Raw genomic sequence first — 16,710 nt, forward strand, 5'->3', positions numbered from 1 at the left:
TACATTGCCTATAAAAACTTATGGATACTATCATTTACCTCAGTTTTTGAAAAAATAATAGATGTTTCTGTTAAGGCATAGGAGGATACCGCATTGATAAATTCTTCAATATCAGCTAAAGAAGAAACGGATAATTTTACAATAAAGCATGCAGAACCTGCAATTCTGTAACACCACTCACTGTGTTTATACTCCTTGATAAAGTTTTTAAACTTTACATGTTGTCCATCTCTCATGGTAACTTCAATGATACAGTCGATGACAAAACCAAGATTCTTTTTGTTCAGGCGAATGGTATACCCCTCAATGATGTTGTTATCCTCAAGCTTTCTTACCCTTTCCGCGACAGAAGGGGGCGAAAGGTTTACTCGTTTCGACAACTCCCTGATGGATATACGGCAATCGGTCTGCAATTCTTGTAAAATACGTGCATCAATTTCATCTATTTTCATTTGGCATATCCTTTCTAAAAAAATGTTTCAATAGAAATATGAAATGTTTTATTTGATATTGATTGAAATGTTATTTTCATTATATATCTGTTACAATGATTCCGTCAACTAAACATATTTTTTAGGGAGGAATACAGATGAACATGATTTCTTTTTCACAGAACGGGGAGACCCCCTTTCAACAACTATTGGGATTTAATAAAGATATTCTGGAGAAGTGGATTTCTTTGGAAGAATGCTTTTATTCCAGCAAAACCTTTTCTGTCGAACTAAAAGAGGAGGTCCGTCGCAGATTGGCTTTTAATAACGGCTGCGAATACTGCAAAGCTAAAGGGGCTCCTTCAAAGGCTATCCTAAATCCGCGAATACAAATGGCTGCTCGTTTTGCTGATTTTTCTAGTAAAGAAACACATATAGGTGACCGGGAAATGGGAGCACTGAAAGAAGTGTTCTCAGAAAGGGAGATATCAGAGCTCTTGGCCTTTATTTGTTTCACATCGGCTAGTCAGCGATTTGGAGCACTATTAAATCTGCTGCCGAGTTGTCAGATTTAAGTTATCCCTGTATTTAAAGCAGCCCTGAAATATGCTTTCACTCAAATAAATTAAGGTTGACAGTTTATCATTTGATGATAGCTGTCAACCTTTTTATATGTTAGGCGATGAGCGGACAAACAATCATCATGGTAACACATTCGTCGGAAGCCGCCCAAAGCAGCAGCCGAATTATTACAGTCCGAGACGGAATAATGGAATAAGTCGTTATGATTTTTTGACTTGATAATAAATTTTTATTGCGCTACAGTTAAGTTTACAAAAGAGGACAGTAAAAGCGAGGAATAAATATCCTCTCTACAGTATGATTTAGTCAGGAGGGAAAGAAATGGAGTGGTTGAAGAAGCTAAGCAATGCCATTGATTATATTGAAAAGAATTTAGACGGCGAGATTTGTTATGAAGAAGCGGCTAAAATTGCCTGTTGTTCTACCTACTATTTCGGGCGGATGTTTTCCTATGTAGCGGGTATATCCTTATCCGAGTATATTCGCCGCCGGAGAATGACACAGGCTGCTTTTGAAATACAAAACACGGATAGGAAGGTTTTGGAGGTTGCATTAAAATATGGCTATACTTCTCCGACGTCCTTTAACCGGGCCTTTCAAAATGTGCATGGAATATCCCCAATTTCCGCAAAAGCAAAAGGCTGTATCTTAAATGCATACCCGCCTATTAAATTTTCAGTCAATATAATAGGGGGTAATGTTATGCCCTACCGGGTGGAAGAAAAAGAAGCCATGAGACTTGTTGGTATCCGCATGCCATTGACAATGGATATGGAGGAGAACAAAAGGAGTGTTCCGCATTTTTGGGAAAATACATTAAAAAGCAGACAATTTGCAAATATATGCAACTTGTCAACTAGGCTGCCCATGAGCATTTTAGGAGCTACAGTTTGCCAAAATGATGAAATATATTATTACATTGCGGCAGCAACCGACCAGCCTGTACCAGAGGGAATGGTTGAATATCAAATTCCAAAGGCTACATGGGTGGTGTTTGAAAATAACGGTTTATTTAAAACATCTGTACAAGATATTTTTAAAAGATTTTTAACGGAATGGCTTCCTTTTTCGGGCTATGCCTATGCAGAACTACCAGATGTAGAAGTCTATCCGATCAGCAAGGAGATAAACCGTTCAGGCTATTGTGAAGTATGGATTGCAGTAAAAAAGGAAAAGGAGAATGAAACCCATGGAATATCAAATTGAAATTAGAAATATTGAGCCAATTCACGTTGCTTACCAGCATTACAAAGGAGTTGCAACAGAAGCAAAGAAGTTCTTCCCTAATGTTTTCAAATCCATTCAGGGAGGAATAAAATGACTGCTATTTATGTGAATGATTTGGTGAAAAAGTATAAAAGCGGAGTGGTGGCATTAAACGGTCTTACTTTAACGGTAAGGGAAGGCGAAATTTTTTCTCTTTTGGGAGAGAACGGAGCAGGAAAATCAACGCTTATTAATATACTGACAACTTATCTAAGTCCTACTTCTGGAACTGTTACCCTGTTTGGAAAAGATACTTATGGTAAAGCGGCTGAAATCCGTTCAAAAATTTCTTGTGTGGCACAAAGAACTTCTATCGATACACACTTATCCCTTACAGAAAACATGATGTTTCAAAGTAAGCTGTATAAAGTCCCGAAGTCAGAAGCTGTAAACCGTATGGAAATGCTCATTTCCTGTTTTGGATTAGACAAGTATTTGAACGATTCGGTTTCGACCTACTCCGGCGGAGTAAAAAGGCGGCTTGATATTGCACTAAATCTGATGTCCAAACCCAACGTGTTATTTTTAGACGAGCCAACTGTTGGTATGGATATTCAATCCCGGATGGCAATGTGGGATATGGTAAAGAAGATTAGAAATAATTTTGGAACTACCATTTTCTTAACAACTCATTATTTAGAAGAAGCCGATCAGTTGAGTGATACAATCTGTATTATGAAAAATGGCAAAGAGGTCATTCAAGGTTCTCCCAATTTGCTCAGGGAGCATCTGCGGCAGGATATGCTGCAAATTAGCTTTTCAGGAAAAAAAGAAGCTGAAAATTATTTTAAAGCCCTAAAAGGAGCCTTGGCTCTCAAAGAGTCCGATTTACGTCAGAATAAAATTCTTACTAGCTTAAAAAGAGGACAGAGCGATTTAGAAAAAACAATCCGTCTTCTGTTGGAGCATGGCATTCCGTTCTTGGGAATTGAAATAATTCAGCCTACCTTAGAAGATGTTTTCATCAGCCTGACCAGTGAAAATAGAAAGGAGGTCAGCTAATGGATAGTCTAATCTTGTTACACCGTAATATAAAATGGCGTTTTCATCATGTTTTTACTATCGTGATTACTATTTTACAGCCAGTGCTATGGCTTGTTTTGTATAGTGTTGTTGCCGGACAATCCATGAAAGGGATTGGAATTGCAAATTATACGGCTTTTGTGCTCCCAGGATTGATTGTGCTGGTTAGTTTTGGGGCACGCAGCAGCAGCGGCATGATGAATTATTTGATGAAAAGAGAGGGGAGCTTTTACCGGATATTGATTGCTCCGGTTAAAAGAAGTACTATTGTACTGGGTCAGGTGTTGGAAGCCGTCCTATGTACTTTCATCGAAGTCCTGATTATGTGCATAATCAGCTTGTTTTTTTCTGTAAGGATTGCCACTGGATTCACGGGCATACTTTTAATCGCTCTTTTGATATTTTTAACGGCTTTTTTCCTTTCGGGCCTTGCTTACGCCATCAGTCTTTGCCTTCCAAGTGAGGTCCTGTATGAAACGATAATGAACGCAATTGTTCTTCCCATCTTTTTTCTAAGTAGCGCATTGTTTCCGGCAGATGGATTGTCTGGGGGATTAAAAATTGCAGTCAATCTAAATCCATTTACTCATGTAATCAATGTTTTGCGTGAGTTAATCTTACACGGAGATATTATCATTCATCATGTCGTTTTTGTTCTTCTTCTGCTTATCAGTATGTGTGGTATCAGTTTTTCGTGGGCTCTTTATAGATTGAAAAAAGAAACGGATTTATAGAAAGAAAAAAGTGCTTCACGACGGAAATTAGAAATGTTGTTTGAGCAAGGAGGTTGTTCTGTAGCCATAAAGATGAATGGACAAGCAGCGGTCTTGAAATAAGCATCAAGTCCGCTGTCTATTGGAAGTCCAGGGACACGAGCCCTTGAGATCGGGTTGCTATGCTGTAGACAAATCATAAAAAATTAAAAAAATATTGACACTCACCTTGGTTTATGGTTTAAATTATGGCTATAATCAAGGAAAAGGGGTGGTGAGATGAGTAGCAGTTCAAGAAAATTACGTCAAGAAAAACTGAGAGAAAGATTTGGGAAGAATCCAGCAGAAAATGATGAAATATTTACAGACAGAAATCAATTTGACAAAATCAAAATCTATCACGATGAGAAGTGTGAACAGTTTGGTGAAGCAGAAATAGACGATATTACCTGGAATGATTTAGAAATGGACCAAGTATTTTTAAGGATGAACAATACGAAGAGCTATATCGGAGAACAGATACTTTATCATCGCTTACATGACTTAGACCGTTGTAGGGATTGGAGTAAACTTGAAAATCAAATTCGTTATTATACAGAAAATGAACCAGGACGGATTCAGATTGAAGAAAAGTTAGTAGCTATCGGGAAGCAAAAAGAGGATTACTATCTACCAACCTTTTTAATGAATCCGGAGTATTGGCATATTCAAAATAGTTTTATTTTACATTTGCTTCAGGTTTGTTTGTCGGTTTTTATAGCTGGAAGTATATTTACGAATAATACTATATTTCTAGCAGGCCTATTAATTGTTGCACCAATTAATCTAATGGTTTATCTTACAACGAAACAAAGCTGTGAAGTGTACCTATACTCCTTGGGCAGTTTGAAACAATTATTGAAATTCAGTAAAATGGTGATGTCAAATGATAAATGGCGAGAAATATTTGCCACAGAAGAAATAGAATCTGCTATTATGGATTTAAATAAATTATCGAGGATGATCGTATACCGGCCGGGCAGGAAATATGCAAGCATACCAGGTGATCTATTAGGTATTTTACAGGATTATCTGCTGGGAATTACTTTATATGATATTGCCACTTTTAATTATATTATGAAAATTATAAATCAAAAGCAGGATAACGTTTTAAAATTATACGAATTTGCTGGAAACATTGATATGGGGATTGCTATTGCATCGTTTCGGAAAAGTAAAGCTATTCATTGTCAGCCACAATTTATAGATGTGTCTGAAATTCATGTTCAAGGGATATCCCATCCATTAATTGAACAGGCAATAACAAATGACTTTACCTTAAAAGACCGAGCTATTATAACAGGTGCCAATGCATCTGGAAAATCAACGTTTATGAAAGCCTTAGCAGTAAACATCATCATGGCACAGACGCTTCATACCTGTACAGCGAAGTCTTTTCAACTACCGATGCTTCAGGTGATGACCTCTATGTCTCTACGCGATGACATTCTGACAGGTGAAAGTTATTATATTAAAGAAGTAAAATATTTAAAGAGAATGTTAGATCAAACGAATAGTCCGATATTAACATTATTTATAATAGATGAAATCTTGAGAGGTACAAATACCGAAGAAAGAATGGCAGCAGCTTCTGCTATTCTTGATTATTTTGCGTATACAAAAAGTCTTATAATTGTGGCAACACATGATATGGAATTGGTCTCTGATATGAAAGATAAATATGAGAATTTTTATTTTGATAGTTATATTGATGAACAGGAAGTAAAATTTGATTATTGTATCTACAAAGGGATTGGTGGAAAATCTAATGCAATTGAACTGCTGTCATTATTGCACTTTCCAGAAGAAATTGTACAGGCAGCCAAAAACAATATAGGGGGAGTAGCGCGTGAGAATTGGAGAGGTTGCTGAGCAGACCGGACTCAGTATCAGTAATATTCGATTTTATGAAAAAAAGGGTTTAATAGAGCCGGCCAGAGAACGGCACAATAAATATCGAGATTATACAGAAGAAGATATGAAACGGTTAAAATGGATTATCTTATATCGGAAAATGGGCATTCCCCTTGAGAGCATTTATTTGTTGGTGAAAAAAGAGCGCTCAATTGAATTCGTGATTGAAAAGCAGATAGAGGATTTATTTGTAAAGCAGGAGAGTATACGAGGTTCAATTGTTTTGTGTCAAAAGATGATAAAAGACCAAGACTTTAAACAGATGGATGTAGATTATTATTTAAATTATATCAAAAGTGAAGAAGCAGCGGGAACGAAGTTTGATGAGATGGATGAATTATTAACAGATTTTGCTGCATTTACACAGTTTAACTGGATTGCTGGAACTGCATGCGTGAGGTCAATATTCTTGAAGACTTGGATGAATAGGTTAGTTCTGTTGCTTTGGGGAATGGTATGGCTGTCGATACCAGCTAATGGAATTGTTGGTGCGTGTTTGAAGATGAACAGTAGTAGCCCTGGAATAATACTATTCTGGGTAATCTGGTCGTTTTTTTTGGGTATAGCATTTTTACAGTTCAGAACTTTAAATTATCCAGTTAAATGTAGCATTTCATGTAAAAAAATTTGAGTCAGCAGAATCTTTTTAACGACTAATCATGTTGGTGCTTATGTGTTGTTGCACCAGATATATTCGAAAAATTCTTAATTTTACCAAACCGACAGTTGCGATTTTCCTTTTATTGGAGTATAATAAGCACATCGGTTATATGTATGTGTAAATTGCGGAGGTACGTGAGTTGTTTAGGGGAAACTTTGAGAGTGACGGATATCAGTATGATCCGAGTGTACAGGAAGAACGGGAAGATTTTTTAAGAGAGATTATGATTCAGCTGGTTGAGTCTGGAATGACTGGAAAAGAAATCGCTGAGATGACCCAATTCACGGAAGAAGAAGTCATTGAGGTGTTCGATAGCAAGGCGTGGAATTGAAGCTCCCAAGGTTGGAACTTTATTATATAAAAACATAGATAAGGTATAAAAGGATAGACTTGCAGGTCTGTCCTTTTTTTATGCTTTCTTTTGCTCCGGAGCAGCGAATAAAGGGGGGGAGCGTGTCAGCTCCCTGCCTCCATTCTCTATCGGCATAAATTTACAGCTGAAATAATATATTGTATTTATATCACTCAGATTTAAAGAAGAGATGCAATTGCTGCTCAGAGCGAAGCAGAACCAGGAAGTATGTTGAATCTTGCGACGAGAGCTAATCTTAAAAAACACATAATGGGTAGGAACGGAAAAAGGATTCAAAAGGGAGAAGTAATATGGCAAGGGTGCGAAGAAGGCCAAGAAAGAAAAATATGCGAATCCCAAGGCTTATCCTTGCAATAGTGGTTATACTGCTGTTTTTGGGTTCCCTGCTAACTATTTTAGGGCGATTTATGACTGCAACAAATGACAACCTAGAGGAGGCTTATAAGAAGGCGGCAGATTTGGCCGGATGTACCTGGGAGGAATTGGTAGTATATGATATGGTACGTTTCGGCAATAAGCTGGACGATGTGGATCCATATCAATCGGCAGTAGATTTTTTAAATATGTATTATCAAATTGGGGAATATACTCAGGTCGATGGGGAGGGCTTTTGGAAGATGGTATCCTCAGGCACGTTAGGGGCGTCGGAGGATATATGCGGCTGGCTTCACTTGTCTGCTAATAGCGATATCCAGAGTATTCTGGAGGCGGCTAGTGAATATACAAGACCTCAGTATCTGGTGCGGTTTTACCCCAAAGAATTGGACGACCTGATGCTGGAAAAGAAGTTTAATGAAGAGCAAATCCGGTGGGCGGATAGGCTTATGAACGCGGGAACACTGGAGCAGCTGTTTGAACATGTTAATGACTTGCCATATTACATCCAATCAGAGGTAGGTGGGTATTTTGCTTGGCCTACGCCGGAGCTGCATACGGTAACCTCAAAGTTCTCTGCTGCAAGAAAGCATCTGATTCTAGGCATTACTAGAGCACATAATGGTGTAGATATAAGCGGAGCTGACGCCATGGGATCTCCAGTGGTAGCCATCGATGATGGTGTCGTTCTATCGGTTAATCTAAACGGCGGGGAGCGGGGCGTTAATATTCGCGTGCAGCACAACATGGGCGAAGATGTATGGGTATCCCGCTATCAGCATCTAGCTTCTGTTGAAGTGGAGGTAGGGCAGGTGGTAGCCAAAGGGACTGTCATTGGCACAGTGGGTAATAGTGGAATCAGTACTGGACCACATCTGCATTTAGAGCTGACCTACAATGGCGTGCTGGTAGATCCTTTGCCGATGATTAAGTAAAAGAATAGAACAGCATATTCCATAACTTTGGGTTGAAGCTTTCAGAAAAAGCGGTCCTAGCTGAGCTAGCAGGATTGTGAATCATTTAGGGAGCATCTGGATGGGCAAATTAAATTATTAGAAATCAAATTTTTCATCCACACCATAAAAGTAAATATTTTACAGTAAAATATTTACAAAAACAAAAAAGCATGATAGAATAAAGATATGCCAGACTTAGAACATACCGAGGGTGTATCTTGACAAGAGAATAATATGAGGGTGAAATATAAAGATGGACAAAAAGGATTTGTTGTATAGACAAGTTTAAGTATGTGGACCTGATTTTTACATATAAAATATATGCATGCAGAAAAGTCTATAATTTACTTGCCGTGTGCAGTCCATGTACGGCATAATAGGTTATATAGAGGTAAGATGATTTTATACGAGACTATAATGCTATAAAGAAAAAAGCTGATTTATAGGATTCTATCAGTCGAGTCATTGGGTAGAGGGGAGAAGCCATGAAGAAAAAAATAGTGTGTGTAATTTTAATAGGAATTCTGCTGTTGGGAACGGTATCAATCGTTTATGCCGAAGAAAGCGCCATATCTGTATGGAATCCAGCATCTAAAATGGAGTTTAAAACCATTTATACCGATATCGAGAGCGGCAACTGGGCCTATGAGGCAGTAAATGCTATGGCTGAGAAAGGTGTGGTTAAGGGTTATCCTGATGGCAGCTTTAAGCCGCTGGGTACTGTAACCTACGGAGAATTCATCAAAATGGCCTTAATTGCGGGCACAGGTGAGGATATAGGAAATGCTCCGGCAATCAACGAAAAAACTGGAGCAAAGCAGAACTGGGCTTTAAACTACTATACTGAAGCGTTGGGAAAAGGCTATTTTGGCAGTACAGACATCAAAGCCGAACAGCTAGACCGCAGTATTCCTAGAAGCGATATGGCCTTGATTACGTCCTCTATACTAGGAGACATAAAAATAGAAAACTATGACAAGCTGGAAAACAGTTTAACCGATGTAAACTCAACTGTTAAAAACGACTATGACATCATCAAATCCTACGCCAGCGGTATTATAACTGGGTATGAGGATAATACCTTTAAACCGGAAAACACCTTGACCAGAGCCGAGAGCGCAACAGTAATTTATCGCCTGACCGATGAAAGCAAAAGGATACTTCCTGGAGAAAAGAAAGAAGAAAATAACAGTACCTCCGGGACAGACATTGCTTCTGTGATAAAGAATTATAAAACTTATGGTGAGAGTAAGTATAGTGGTACGGATTCTGATGGTATATATGAGGAGTGGATGGAGCCGGGAGCCTTTGCGGAGGCCACCAGTTACGAATTTGTAACAGATATGTCAGCGTATAAGGTGGAAGAAAGAATTAACAACGGAACGAAGGGCCTTAGAATCAATGGTAAGCATCCTTTAGAATTAGGATGGGGAAACTTATATCTAATGAAAGATGATGCAATAGTGGAGTTTACAAGCAATGGTATTCATGAAGCAGATATTACCACCATCGAATATTTCGTTTTTCCAAGATATAAGAATACGCATCACGTTGTTGGAATTATGCCAAATCCTTTATACAAAGGGCAGTAACTTATTAAAAGAAGCGAAACCACTTAAGATTATAGGTATAATAAAAAAAGAGCCGTAATGATGACCGGCTCACTTAAAGGGAATAACGAATTACGCTAAACCACTCAAGGGTGCCAACCGGAAGAGTGATTTTGGCGTTATCTTAGGCTACAATAGCAAGCATTAACATAGCGAATCTCAACTGAAACAACAATAAAAACAGCTTAAGAATGGGTAGAAGGAGGAATCCTAATATATGATAAATAACTTAATACTACGAAACGGAATAGCGTTTCTTTTAATTATGACCCTGATTTTTTCGGGGTCTTTTCTTTATCCTGGTGAAGCTTATGCTCAGGTAGTAGAGAAGCTGGTCACCAAGTATCACCTGGACATCGGTGTGCAGCAAATCTGGGGAACAGAGGATAAATACGGAACTATTATCTGGGATGATGATGTAGGCCCTGGAGGCAGTATGTATGTATCAACCAGCATACCCCTTCCCAAAGAGGTATATAACGTGAAAGCTTATCAATATAGTTCCAAAAAGTTCGATTGGAATGACTCGGAACATTATACCAGCAATATGACAAGCATAGCGTATTATGAAGATAATTATGAAGATTATGCAGCTAGCTCAATTACTGTGTATAGTGCTGTGCCAAGCGGTAAAACCGTCAACTTTTCATATAATGCCAGTATGAGCAGTAAGCGCCAATATGACTTAACTCAAAAATTAAATGATATACAAATCAATGAAGTCTTCCAGCTGATGGCCGGTCCCTATTCCAAGAACCCGGAAGAGGATGTTAAAAAGGGCTTTCCGGACCTATATAAAAAGCTAAATGTTGGAAGAAATGGTGTCGATAAAAAAGTCCATGCCTACATGTTTTTCACTCCTGTCATTCTTCAGTATGACGTAAAGGAGATGGTAGAGATTCCCGACCCAGACCCAGAGAGCCTTATTGCAGACCTGGAGGCACCAAAAGAGGCTAAAAAGGGGGAGGACTTTAAGGTGCTGGATGCCTGTAGAGTAGGGGAAAAAACGAAGCTTGCTTATGCAGAGCTTTATCGGAAGGTGGATGATGGACCAAAGGAACTGATTGCAACCTGGGAGGGGACGGGCGGAGTCGGCAAAAATACGGGTCAAAGCATCAGTCAATTCTTTTTAAACGAATGCACAGTAGTTTATGAAATAAAAGGGGTGACGATAAGCGGATTATCCGACACAGCTAGTATTACCGTAAACGTCATAGACGGAAGGCAAATCGGCGCAAAGGCCGTATTGGAGCTCGACCCATATACCTATGAAGGCCACCCGGCCGATGCGGAGGACTGGTCGGAGTTTACGGTGGATGGGGACCGATATTCCGCCAAACGGGCCTATGAAGAAAAGCTTGCTTCCAATAAATTTAAAACGGAGGGGGGAAGCATCAAAAAGGATGGTTATGATGCCATTGTAACCTATCCGAAAAAAGGCTTTTATCCGGTTAACCTGGAAGTCACCATAAAGTCTACCAGAGAGAAGCTGACCGATACAAAAAATATCGAAGTAAGAAAGACCCCTTATGTTATGGACAATCTGGGGGGCTTTCAGAAACAGAACCGGAAACAGATTCTGACCTTCAACATTGCCACCTACCCGGACAAGCCTATCACCGATTACGACATCACCATTAAGGATTTAAAGAGCAATGAAGTCATTAGTCTAACTAAAGATGCTCCCCAGGAAAATGGCGCATGTATAAAGACCCGGCAGGTAGACAGTGAGGTGCAAAACACATACTGGACGAAGCTCACCGTAGAGTTCTTGACTAAGTACCCCCGCTACAGCCTGACAGGAGAGGAAAGCAGAAGATTTTCCTATAGAATCAAGGTAACAGACAGCAAGGGAGACACCGACGAAGCATATAAGGAATTTGATGTGGCTCCGGACAAGCCGCCTTTTCCGGCAATAAATATGCAAACCGTCTTTTTAAGAGCCCAAGGGACGAATACTGCTGAGCTGAAAGCAGAAGATGCGAGTCAAAGTGACGGGGACCAGCTCCTTAGAACGTGGAGTCTCTTAAATTACAGTCCCTTGGACCAGAAGAAAATAGGAGACTTCACAAAGGCGACCCAGGCCGAAGGCTATGAGAACCTAGCCTTTGGCACCAATCAAGCCATCGGCTGGAAAAAGGACGGGGTAGGCAAGACAGCCATCAAGCTTCACGTTAAAGACATCTGGATTGAGCCTACACTGGAGGAATACATTACCCCGGCGGATTATCTGGAAGGGGAAATCACCGCAGACACCGAGGTCATCAATATTGCTCCCCAGGTGAGCATCGAACCCCTTGAGACATTAAAGGCCAATATCGCTATCCTGGTAAAGAAGAATCAATACAGCAAGTTTAAAAATGCCGGCAATGAACTGAATGCAGCCCTGCTGGAAAAAGGGCTGGATGGACAAGTGAGCTTGATTCCTGTGGCGGAAACCTCTGAGGAAACAGGTGTCACAAGTAGGCTCAGTATCCCCAATGCAGATGGCACGGGCGGGGTAAGGATTGCAGACAGTAAATACATTTACTTTATTGCACCGGTGATTTTGGGAGACGGCACAGCAAACGGTGGAAAGATTCAGGCAGTAGATGAAGACGGAAAGACTGCCTGGAGTTACCTTTTACCGGAGAAGTCGACGTACTATCATAAACTCTATATCGATCAGAAAGAGAAGTATCTGGTTTACTCCTACGGATACGATAGCACCGCCGATTCGTCGGGGAAATACACCCTGCTCTTTGACAGTCAAACCGGAGCACTGCTGGCTACGCTGCCAGAGGTTTCTTTCAGCAGCGGAAGCAAGGTGTTCTTAAGCGGAGATGGAAATCAGCTGTACATTGCCGATGAAAAAGGCATCCAGCGGCTGGCCTTTAAAACCGGCAAACTCACTAGAATCCTAAAGGAAGAGCTCTATGAACCCCGAATTGAAAAAGGAAAACTCGGCTTTATTGGCAAAATGGCCGATGCTAAGTATTACATTGGCCGCTTGGATTTAACTTCTGAGGAACTGGACAAGACCGCTCTGCCCATGCTGGACTATAAGAATCCCCTAAACCTAGACGGGATGTCCTCGTTAAAACCCGTAGACTGGGATGGGGAAGGAAGGGTTTTGGTGGTGCGCAGGTTTGATGAGTACTCTGATGGGGCCAATGGCGGGGAAGTGTGGATTTTAAACAGCAAAACCCAAAGTCAGACGCATGTGCATAGAGGTGTAGGCGATGATAAGGGCTGGAACGCTTTCCTGATCAAGGATAAAGACGGTATTGCAGACTATTTTGGTATATCCTATGGGCATAAGGGGACCTCCAAGTTTTACAATGACGTGGAGCTGTATAAAAGCGATGTAGAAAAAGCTTCAGAAAGCCCGCTTGTTGCCAGCTGGGATTCGGGCAAGGTCGGTACAACCAAACTAGCTAACAGGGGCTATTATGACCGGGACCAAGGGCTGATTTATGCAGTTGGCGTGGAGTATTACGGACGGGTGTGGGTATACAACCTGAATACCGGTAAATGGGAGGTAGAATCAGGTTCCCTGGGGAACCTGGGGCTGGAGGACCTTTCCAACTCCATCACCAGCAATTTAGAGGTCTTTGATGGGAGGCTGGTGAACATGTATTACGGTCAGGACCTCAGTTCAGCACCGATGTACCTCTTTACACAGTCCAAGCTGCCCATTACAGCAGAGCAGTCAGCCTATAACGGTCTGGCAAAGCAAGGAGAATTTGAGAGCCGGGCAGAGAATTATGTGGTAAACCTAGCCTTTGAAGAGCCTATGGAAAAGGTACGGCGCTATGCACAGCAGCAGGGAGCCGCTTTGCTGGATATGGACCTGGGGGGAAAGATAGCCGACATAGCCGAGCAAATTGCAGAGCTGGGAAAACAAGCAAAATACCGACTTCATTTAATCGGGGGCGGCAGTGGTAATACAGCCAGTGCATGGAAGGATTTTGTGCTGGAGGGAAATACCCAGTATGAATACAGCTACGATATGCAGGTGGTATCCGGCAGTGCTGTAGACGTATTTCAGGCGGAGAAAAATCCGGCCGAGACAGTAAATGGGACCCCTGTGTACAAGGAAATCGTCTATCAGGCAGACTTGACAAACGGAGAAAGCAGCTATATAACAGATGGCTTTGTGACCTATGAAAAAGGCGTTTGGTTTAACCGAAGCAAGTATGGGGAGAATGGATATGGCGGCGGACAGACTTCCAAAAGCGGAAACACCGGAGGCCCTAGTCTTTCCTTTACGATGGAAAAGGATGGCTATCTTCAGCTGGATATGGCCAATGACTGCTATGGTTACAATTCCTATTCTAGATCTGTTTGGGTGGATGGACTGCTTGCAGCCCAGCAGACTGGGGATACTCAGGACTACGGAAAGCAGAAGACCACCTTTTTCATCTTTTTAACGGCGGGAAAGCATAAGGTAGAAAGCACCGCGGAAGATAACGATGTCCACAATGTGATGAAGGCCATTGAGATTGGGTATTTCTCCAGTGAGGATAATACCATGTCAAAAGAAGTCTTGACTAGCTCCCCCGGAGATACTATACAGCGGGTGACGGGGCAGTTCACCTCGCCAAAGGTCGTGACTTATTCTCAGCAGGAGTCTGCCAGTCTAAGGGTTATCAATCTATGGGATTTACAAAACGCTGGGAATGTAAGCTTAAGAGACTGCGGTAATGGCTGGGTAAGTATTTCAGGAGATGGTCAGTCGGTTACCACCGGCTGTAATCATTACAGCAGCAGTGCGCCGGTTATCTGCTATATCGATATCACGGCACCGGCAGATAAGATGCTATGGATCAGTTATAACCAAGAGGTTAAGCTTTTAGGACCGTCTGAGAAGTTTAGTGCCAAATATTCGGTAAAGGGCGGTCTTAGTTACACCCATATTAAGGACTTTAAAGCGGTGGAAATTCCCCTAGGCACGTTGGATATATCGGCTGCCAGCCCTGTTTCCCTCAGCGAGAAAAGTCCTTGTATCAAATACACCATCAAGAATGAGGACAGCAATCTCTTTTACAAGATGTCCCTCAGCGGCAGCACAGCCCTTTTGAGCAAATGCCAGACCAGATACGCACCGGATATATCGGCCAGGCTGTCCTTTACGGCACCGGCAAGCAGCAGTCTGGGAAGTATCCTCCTATCGGATTTTACTTTGAAGTCCGTATACAGCAAGCTGAATGCCAAGGGGACCGTGTATGAAAACCGGTTTAATCATGAAGACAGCCTGGAAGGCTGGCAGACGTCGGTGAAGGGAAGCGGCAGAGCAGAAATGGCTTTGGCAGAGCCAGGGAAGAAAGAGGAAGATGCTCCCTTGGTGTACAAGAAAGGACAATTAGTCAAGTACAACATCTATTATTCAGATTATGAGGCAGACCTCAGCAAGAGCGGCTATTGGCTGTATGCGCACACCCCATACAACGACGGAGAGCACCCGGAGGCAGCAATCCTTTATGATGAAGACGGAAACATCAAGTCCATCTGCGGACAGGCCGTTACTCCAGGGGCTGTCACCATTGATGATGCACTGTCCATCGCCAAGAGAAAGGGCCTTAAAATCCTGGAGGCCCCCATTGACCGCTTTTATGTGGACGGTAAATATACCGTTTACCATTGGGAATATGATGACACCTCCAGGGGGCTGGTTTCCGGCGGCTACCCTGCGTATGACAAAGAGTCCAACACAGCAGATTTGACTTTCTACGTAGAGGGGAGGGCCACTGCGCCCTGGATTACCGGCATCAGCACCAGCCCGGCCAAGGTGACAGAAAACAACTACTTCAGTATCAATATTGGCATAGATGACTTGGAGAAGGACGTGCTGAGCCTGACTACAGAGGTGTATAAGGATAAGAAGTTGATATACACCCATAGAAAGAAGAATATATTACCCCTAGATGATAAAGGCCGGGAAGTCGAATTTGGCGGATACGAATATTACGGGCAAGTCTATACCAACGATCCCAATACCGGGCAGGCTAAATATTTTAATGCCTACAGATATGTGGATCAATTTATGGCCAAAACAGGAGAAGTTGTCAGAGGGTATAACGAAACAACTAGAAAAATTGAAAGTATTGCTGTTTCTGAAAAAGGGGACCCCATAAAATATCCAGTTATCAATACGGGAGCCTTGCCGGATAAGGCCCTGGCAGGGACCTATGAAGTGGTTTGCACCGTCCGAGATCAAACGGGAGCGGGACTGGGCACCTACAAATTTATTGTCGTATCGGAAGGCAAGATCATTGGCGAGGTGTATCATACGGAGCAGTGGGATATTAATAGGAAAAAATATAACCTGGGCCGCTTCAAGGAGGAGATTAACCGGAGCATTGCCTATAGCGACTACTTAAAGCTGAAAGAGCCGAGAACACGAGGCACTAATGTATTTTGGAGCGGGGAAAAGTTCATGCTTCAGGCAGCTGTAGCCGGCAGCCCTACCAAGGTCACCTGCGCCATCAATGGCACATCTTATAGTACAGCCATGAAGAATAGTGGGAAGAAAAATGCAGCCGGTGAAACTATTTATACCGGCAGCTTGTGGGACAAGGCGATGATTAGCAAATGGGGACGGAAGGAGCCGGTAGAGCTGACCTTTACCTTTACAGCTAGCTACAGCGGAGGCATCACAAAGAGGCATGAAGTGAATGTCATCGTGGACAACATGGATGATTACTGGAAACTCCATCGGGTGTTTTAAGGAAACAAGTTCAGACATGTTAAAACAAGTATTGCTAAAAAAAGAAATTCTATTATAT

12 protein-coding genes are annotated in these 16,710 nt (G+C 41.7%); 11 read left to right on the forward strand and 1 reads right to left on the reverse strand.

Going from position 1 to position 16,710, the window contains the following annotated elements; translation table 11 throughout:
* Window positions 1-8 precede the first annotated feature (8 nt).
* On the reverse strand, window positions 9-452 hold the full coding sequence (locus Ami103574_RS08225; RefSeq protein ID WP_163066468.1) for an Lrp/AsnC family transcriptional regulator: 444 nt from the start codon (window positions 450-452) through the stop codon (window positions 9-11).
* Between the two features lie 137 nt (window positions 453-589).
* Here Ami103574_RS08225 and Ami103574_RS08230 point away from each other — a divergent pair, with 137 nt between their 5' ends.
* The 11 genes from Ami103574_RS08230 (at window position 590) to Ami103574_RS08275 (ending at window position 16,652) form a co-directional block, all read left to right on the forward strand.
* The gene (locus Ami103574_RS08230; RefSeq protein WP_163066470.1) at window positions 590-1,006 is read left to right on the forward strand and encodes a carboxymuconolactone decarboxylase family protein; all 417 of its coding nucleotides are present in this window, start codon (window positions 590-592) and stop codon (window positions 1,004-1,006) included.
* Window positions 1,007-1,334: 328 nt separating this feature from the next.
* Window positions 1,335-2,219: an AraC family transcriptional regulator gene (locus tag Ami103574_RS08235; RefSeq protein ID WP_163066472.1), complete on the forward strand. Its 885-nt coding sequence runs from the start codon at window positions 1,335-1,337 to the stop codon at window positions 2,217-2,219.
* Window positions 2,203-2,334, forward strand: coding sequence for a hypothetical protein (locus Ami103574_RS15960; protein ID WP_281350918.1), 132 nt, complete (start codon window positions 2,203-2,205; stop codon window positions 2,332-2,334). Before Ami103574_RS08235 ends, Ami103574_RS15960 begins: the two co-directional genes overlap by 17 nt.
* Window positions 2,331-3,281: an ABC transporter ATP-binding protein gene (locus Ami103574_RS08240; RefSeq protein WP_163066474.1), complete on the forward strand. Its 951-nt coding sequence runs from the start codon at window positions 2,331-2,333 to the stop codon at window positions 3,279-3,281. The genes Ami103574_RS15960 and Ami103574_RS08240 overlap by 4 nt, the downstream gene beginning before the upstream one ends.
* Window positions 3,281-4,036, forward strand: coding sequence for an ABC transporter permease (locus Ami103574_RS08245; protein WP_163066476.1), 756 nt, complete (start codon window positions 3,281-3,283; stop codon window positions 4,034-4,036). The genes Ami103574_RS08240 and Ami103574_RS08245 overlap by 1 nt, the downstream gene beginning before the upstream one ends.
* A 258-nt stretch (window positions 4,037-4,294) precedes the next feature.
* Entirely contained in the window at window positions 4,295-5,926 is a 1,632-nt protein-coding gene (locus Ami103574_RS08250; protein WP_163066478.1) for a MutS-related protein, read from the forward strand.
* Window positions 5,904-6,599: a MerR family transcriptional regulator gene (locus Ami103574_RS08255; RefSeq protein WP_163066480.1), complete on the forward strand. Its 696-nt coding sequence runs from the start codon at window positions 5,904-5,906 to the stop codon at window positions 6,597-6,599. Before Ami103574_RS08250 ends, Ami103574_RS08255 begins: the two co-directional genes overlap by 23 nt.
* Before the next feature lie 169 nt (window positions 6,600-6,768).
* The gene (locus tag Ami103574_RS08260) at window positions 6,769-6,960 is read left to right on the forward strand and encodes a hypothetical protein (protein WP_163066482.1); all 192 of its coding nucleotides are present in this window, start codon (window positions 6,769-6,771) and stop codon (window positions 6,958-6,960) included.
* 332 nt (window positions 6,961-7,292) lie between these two features.
* A complete protein-coding gene (locus Ami103574_RS08265) occupies window positions 7,293-8,312 on the forward strand; it encodes a M23 family metallopeptidase (RefSeq protein ID WP_163066484.1) in 1,020 nt (339 codons plus the stop codon).
* A gap of 506 nt (window positions 8,313-8,818) precedes the next feature.
* On the forward strand, window positions 8,819-9,925 hold the full coding sequence (locus Ami103574_RS08270; RefSeq protein WP_163066486.1) for an S-layer homology domain-containing protein: 1,107 nt from the start codon (window positions 8,819-8,821) through the stop codon (window positions 9,923-9,925).
* 235 nt (window positions 9,926-10,160) lie between these two features.
* Complete coding sequence (locus Ami103574_RS08275) at window positions 10,161-16,652, forward strand: hypothetical protein (RefSeq protein ID WP_163066488.1); 6,492 nt, start codon at window positions 10,161-10,163, stop codon at window positions 16,650-16,652.
* Window positions 16,653-16,710 lie beyond the last annotated feature (58 nt).

Origin of the sequence: Aminipila butyrica, from assembly GCF_010669305.1 — a bacterium.
Lineage (GTDB): Bacteria > Bacillota > Clostridia > Peptostreptococcales > Anaerovoracaceae > Aminipila > Aminipila butyrica.

Excerpts from the sequence above, each read along its gene's own strand:
- Ami103574_RS08245 (WP_163066476.1), top strand. The coding sequence starts at position 3,281 with ATGGATAGTCTAATCTTGTTACACCGTAATATAAAATGGCGTTTTCAT.
- Ami103574_RS15960 (WP_281350918.1), top strand. The coding sequence starts at position 2,203 with ATGGAATATCAAATTGAAATTAGAAATATTGAGCCAATTCACGTTGCT.
- Ami103574_RS08275 (WP_163066488.1), top strand. The coding sequence starts at position 10,161 with ATGATAAATAACTTAATACTACGAAACGGAATAGCGTTTCTTTTAATT.
- Ami103574_RS08270 (WP_163066486.1), top strand. The coding sequence starts at position 8,819 with ATGAAGAAAAAAATAGTGTGTGTAATTTTAATAGGAATTCTGCTGTTG.
- Ami103574_RS08225 (WP_163066468.1), bottom strand. The coding sequence starts at position 452 with ATGAAAATAGATGAAATTGATGCACGTATTTTACAAGAATTGCAGACC.
- Ami103574_RS08235 (WP_163066472.1), top strand. The coding sequence starts at position 1,335 with ATGGAGTGGTTGAAGAAGCTAAGCAATGCCATTGATTATATTGAAAAG.
- Ami103574_RS08265 (WP_163066484.1), top strand. The coding sequence starts at position 7,293 with ATGGCAAGGGTGCGAAGAAGGCCAAGAAAGAAAAATATGCGAATCCCA.
- Ami103574_RS08250 (WP_163066478.1), top strand. The coding sequence starts at position 4,295 with ATGAGTAGCAGTTCAAGAAAATTACGTCAAGAAAAACTGAGAGAAAGA.
- Ami103574_RS08240 (WP_163066474.1), top strand. The coding sequence starts at position 2,331 with ATGACTGCTATTTATGTGAATGATTTGGTGAAAAAGTATAAAAGCGGA.
- Ami103574_RS08230 (WP_163066470.1), top strand. The coding sequence starts at position 590 with ATGAACATGATTTCTTTTTCACAGAACGGGGAGACCCCCTTTCAACAA.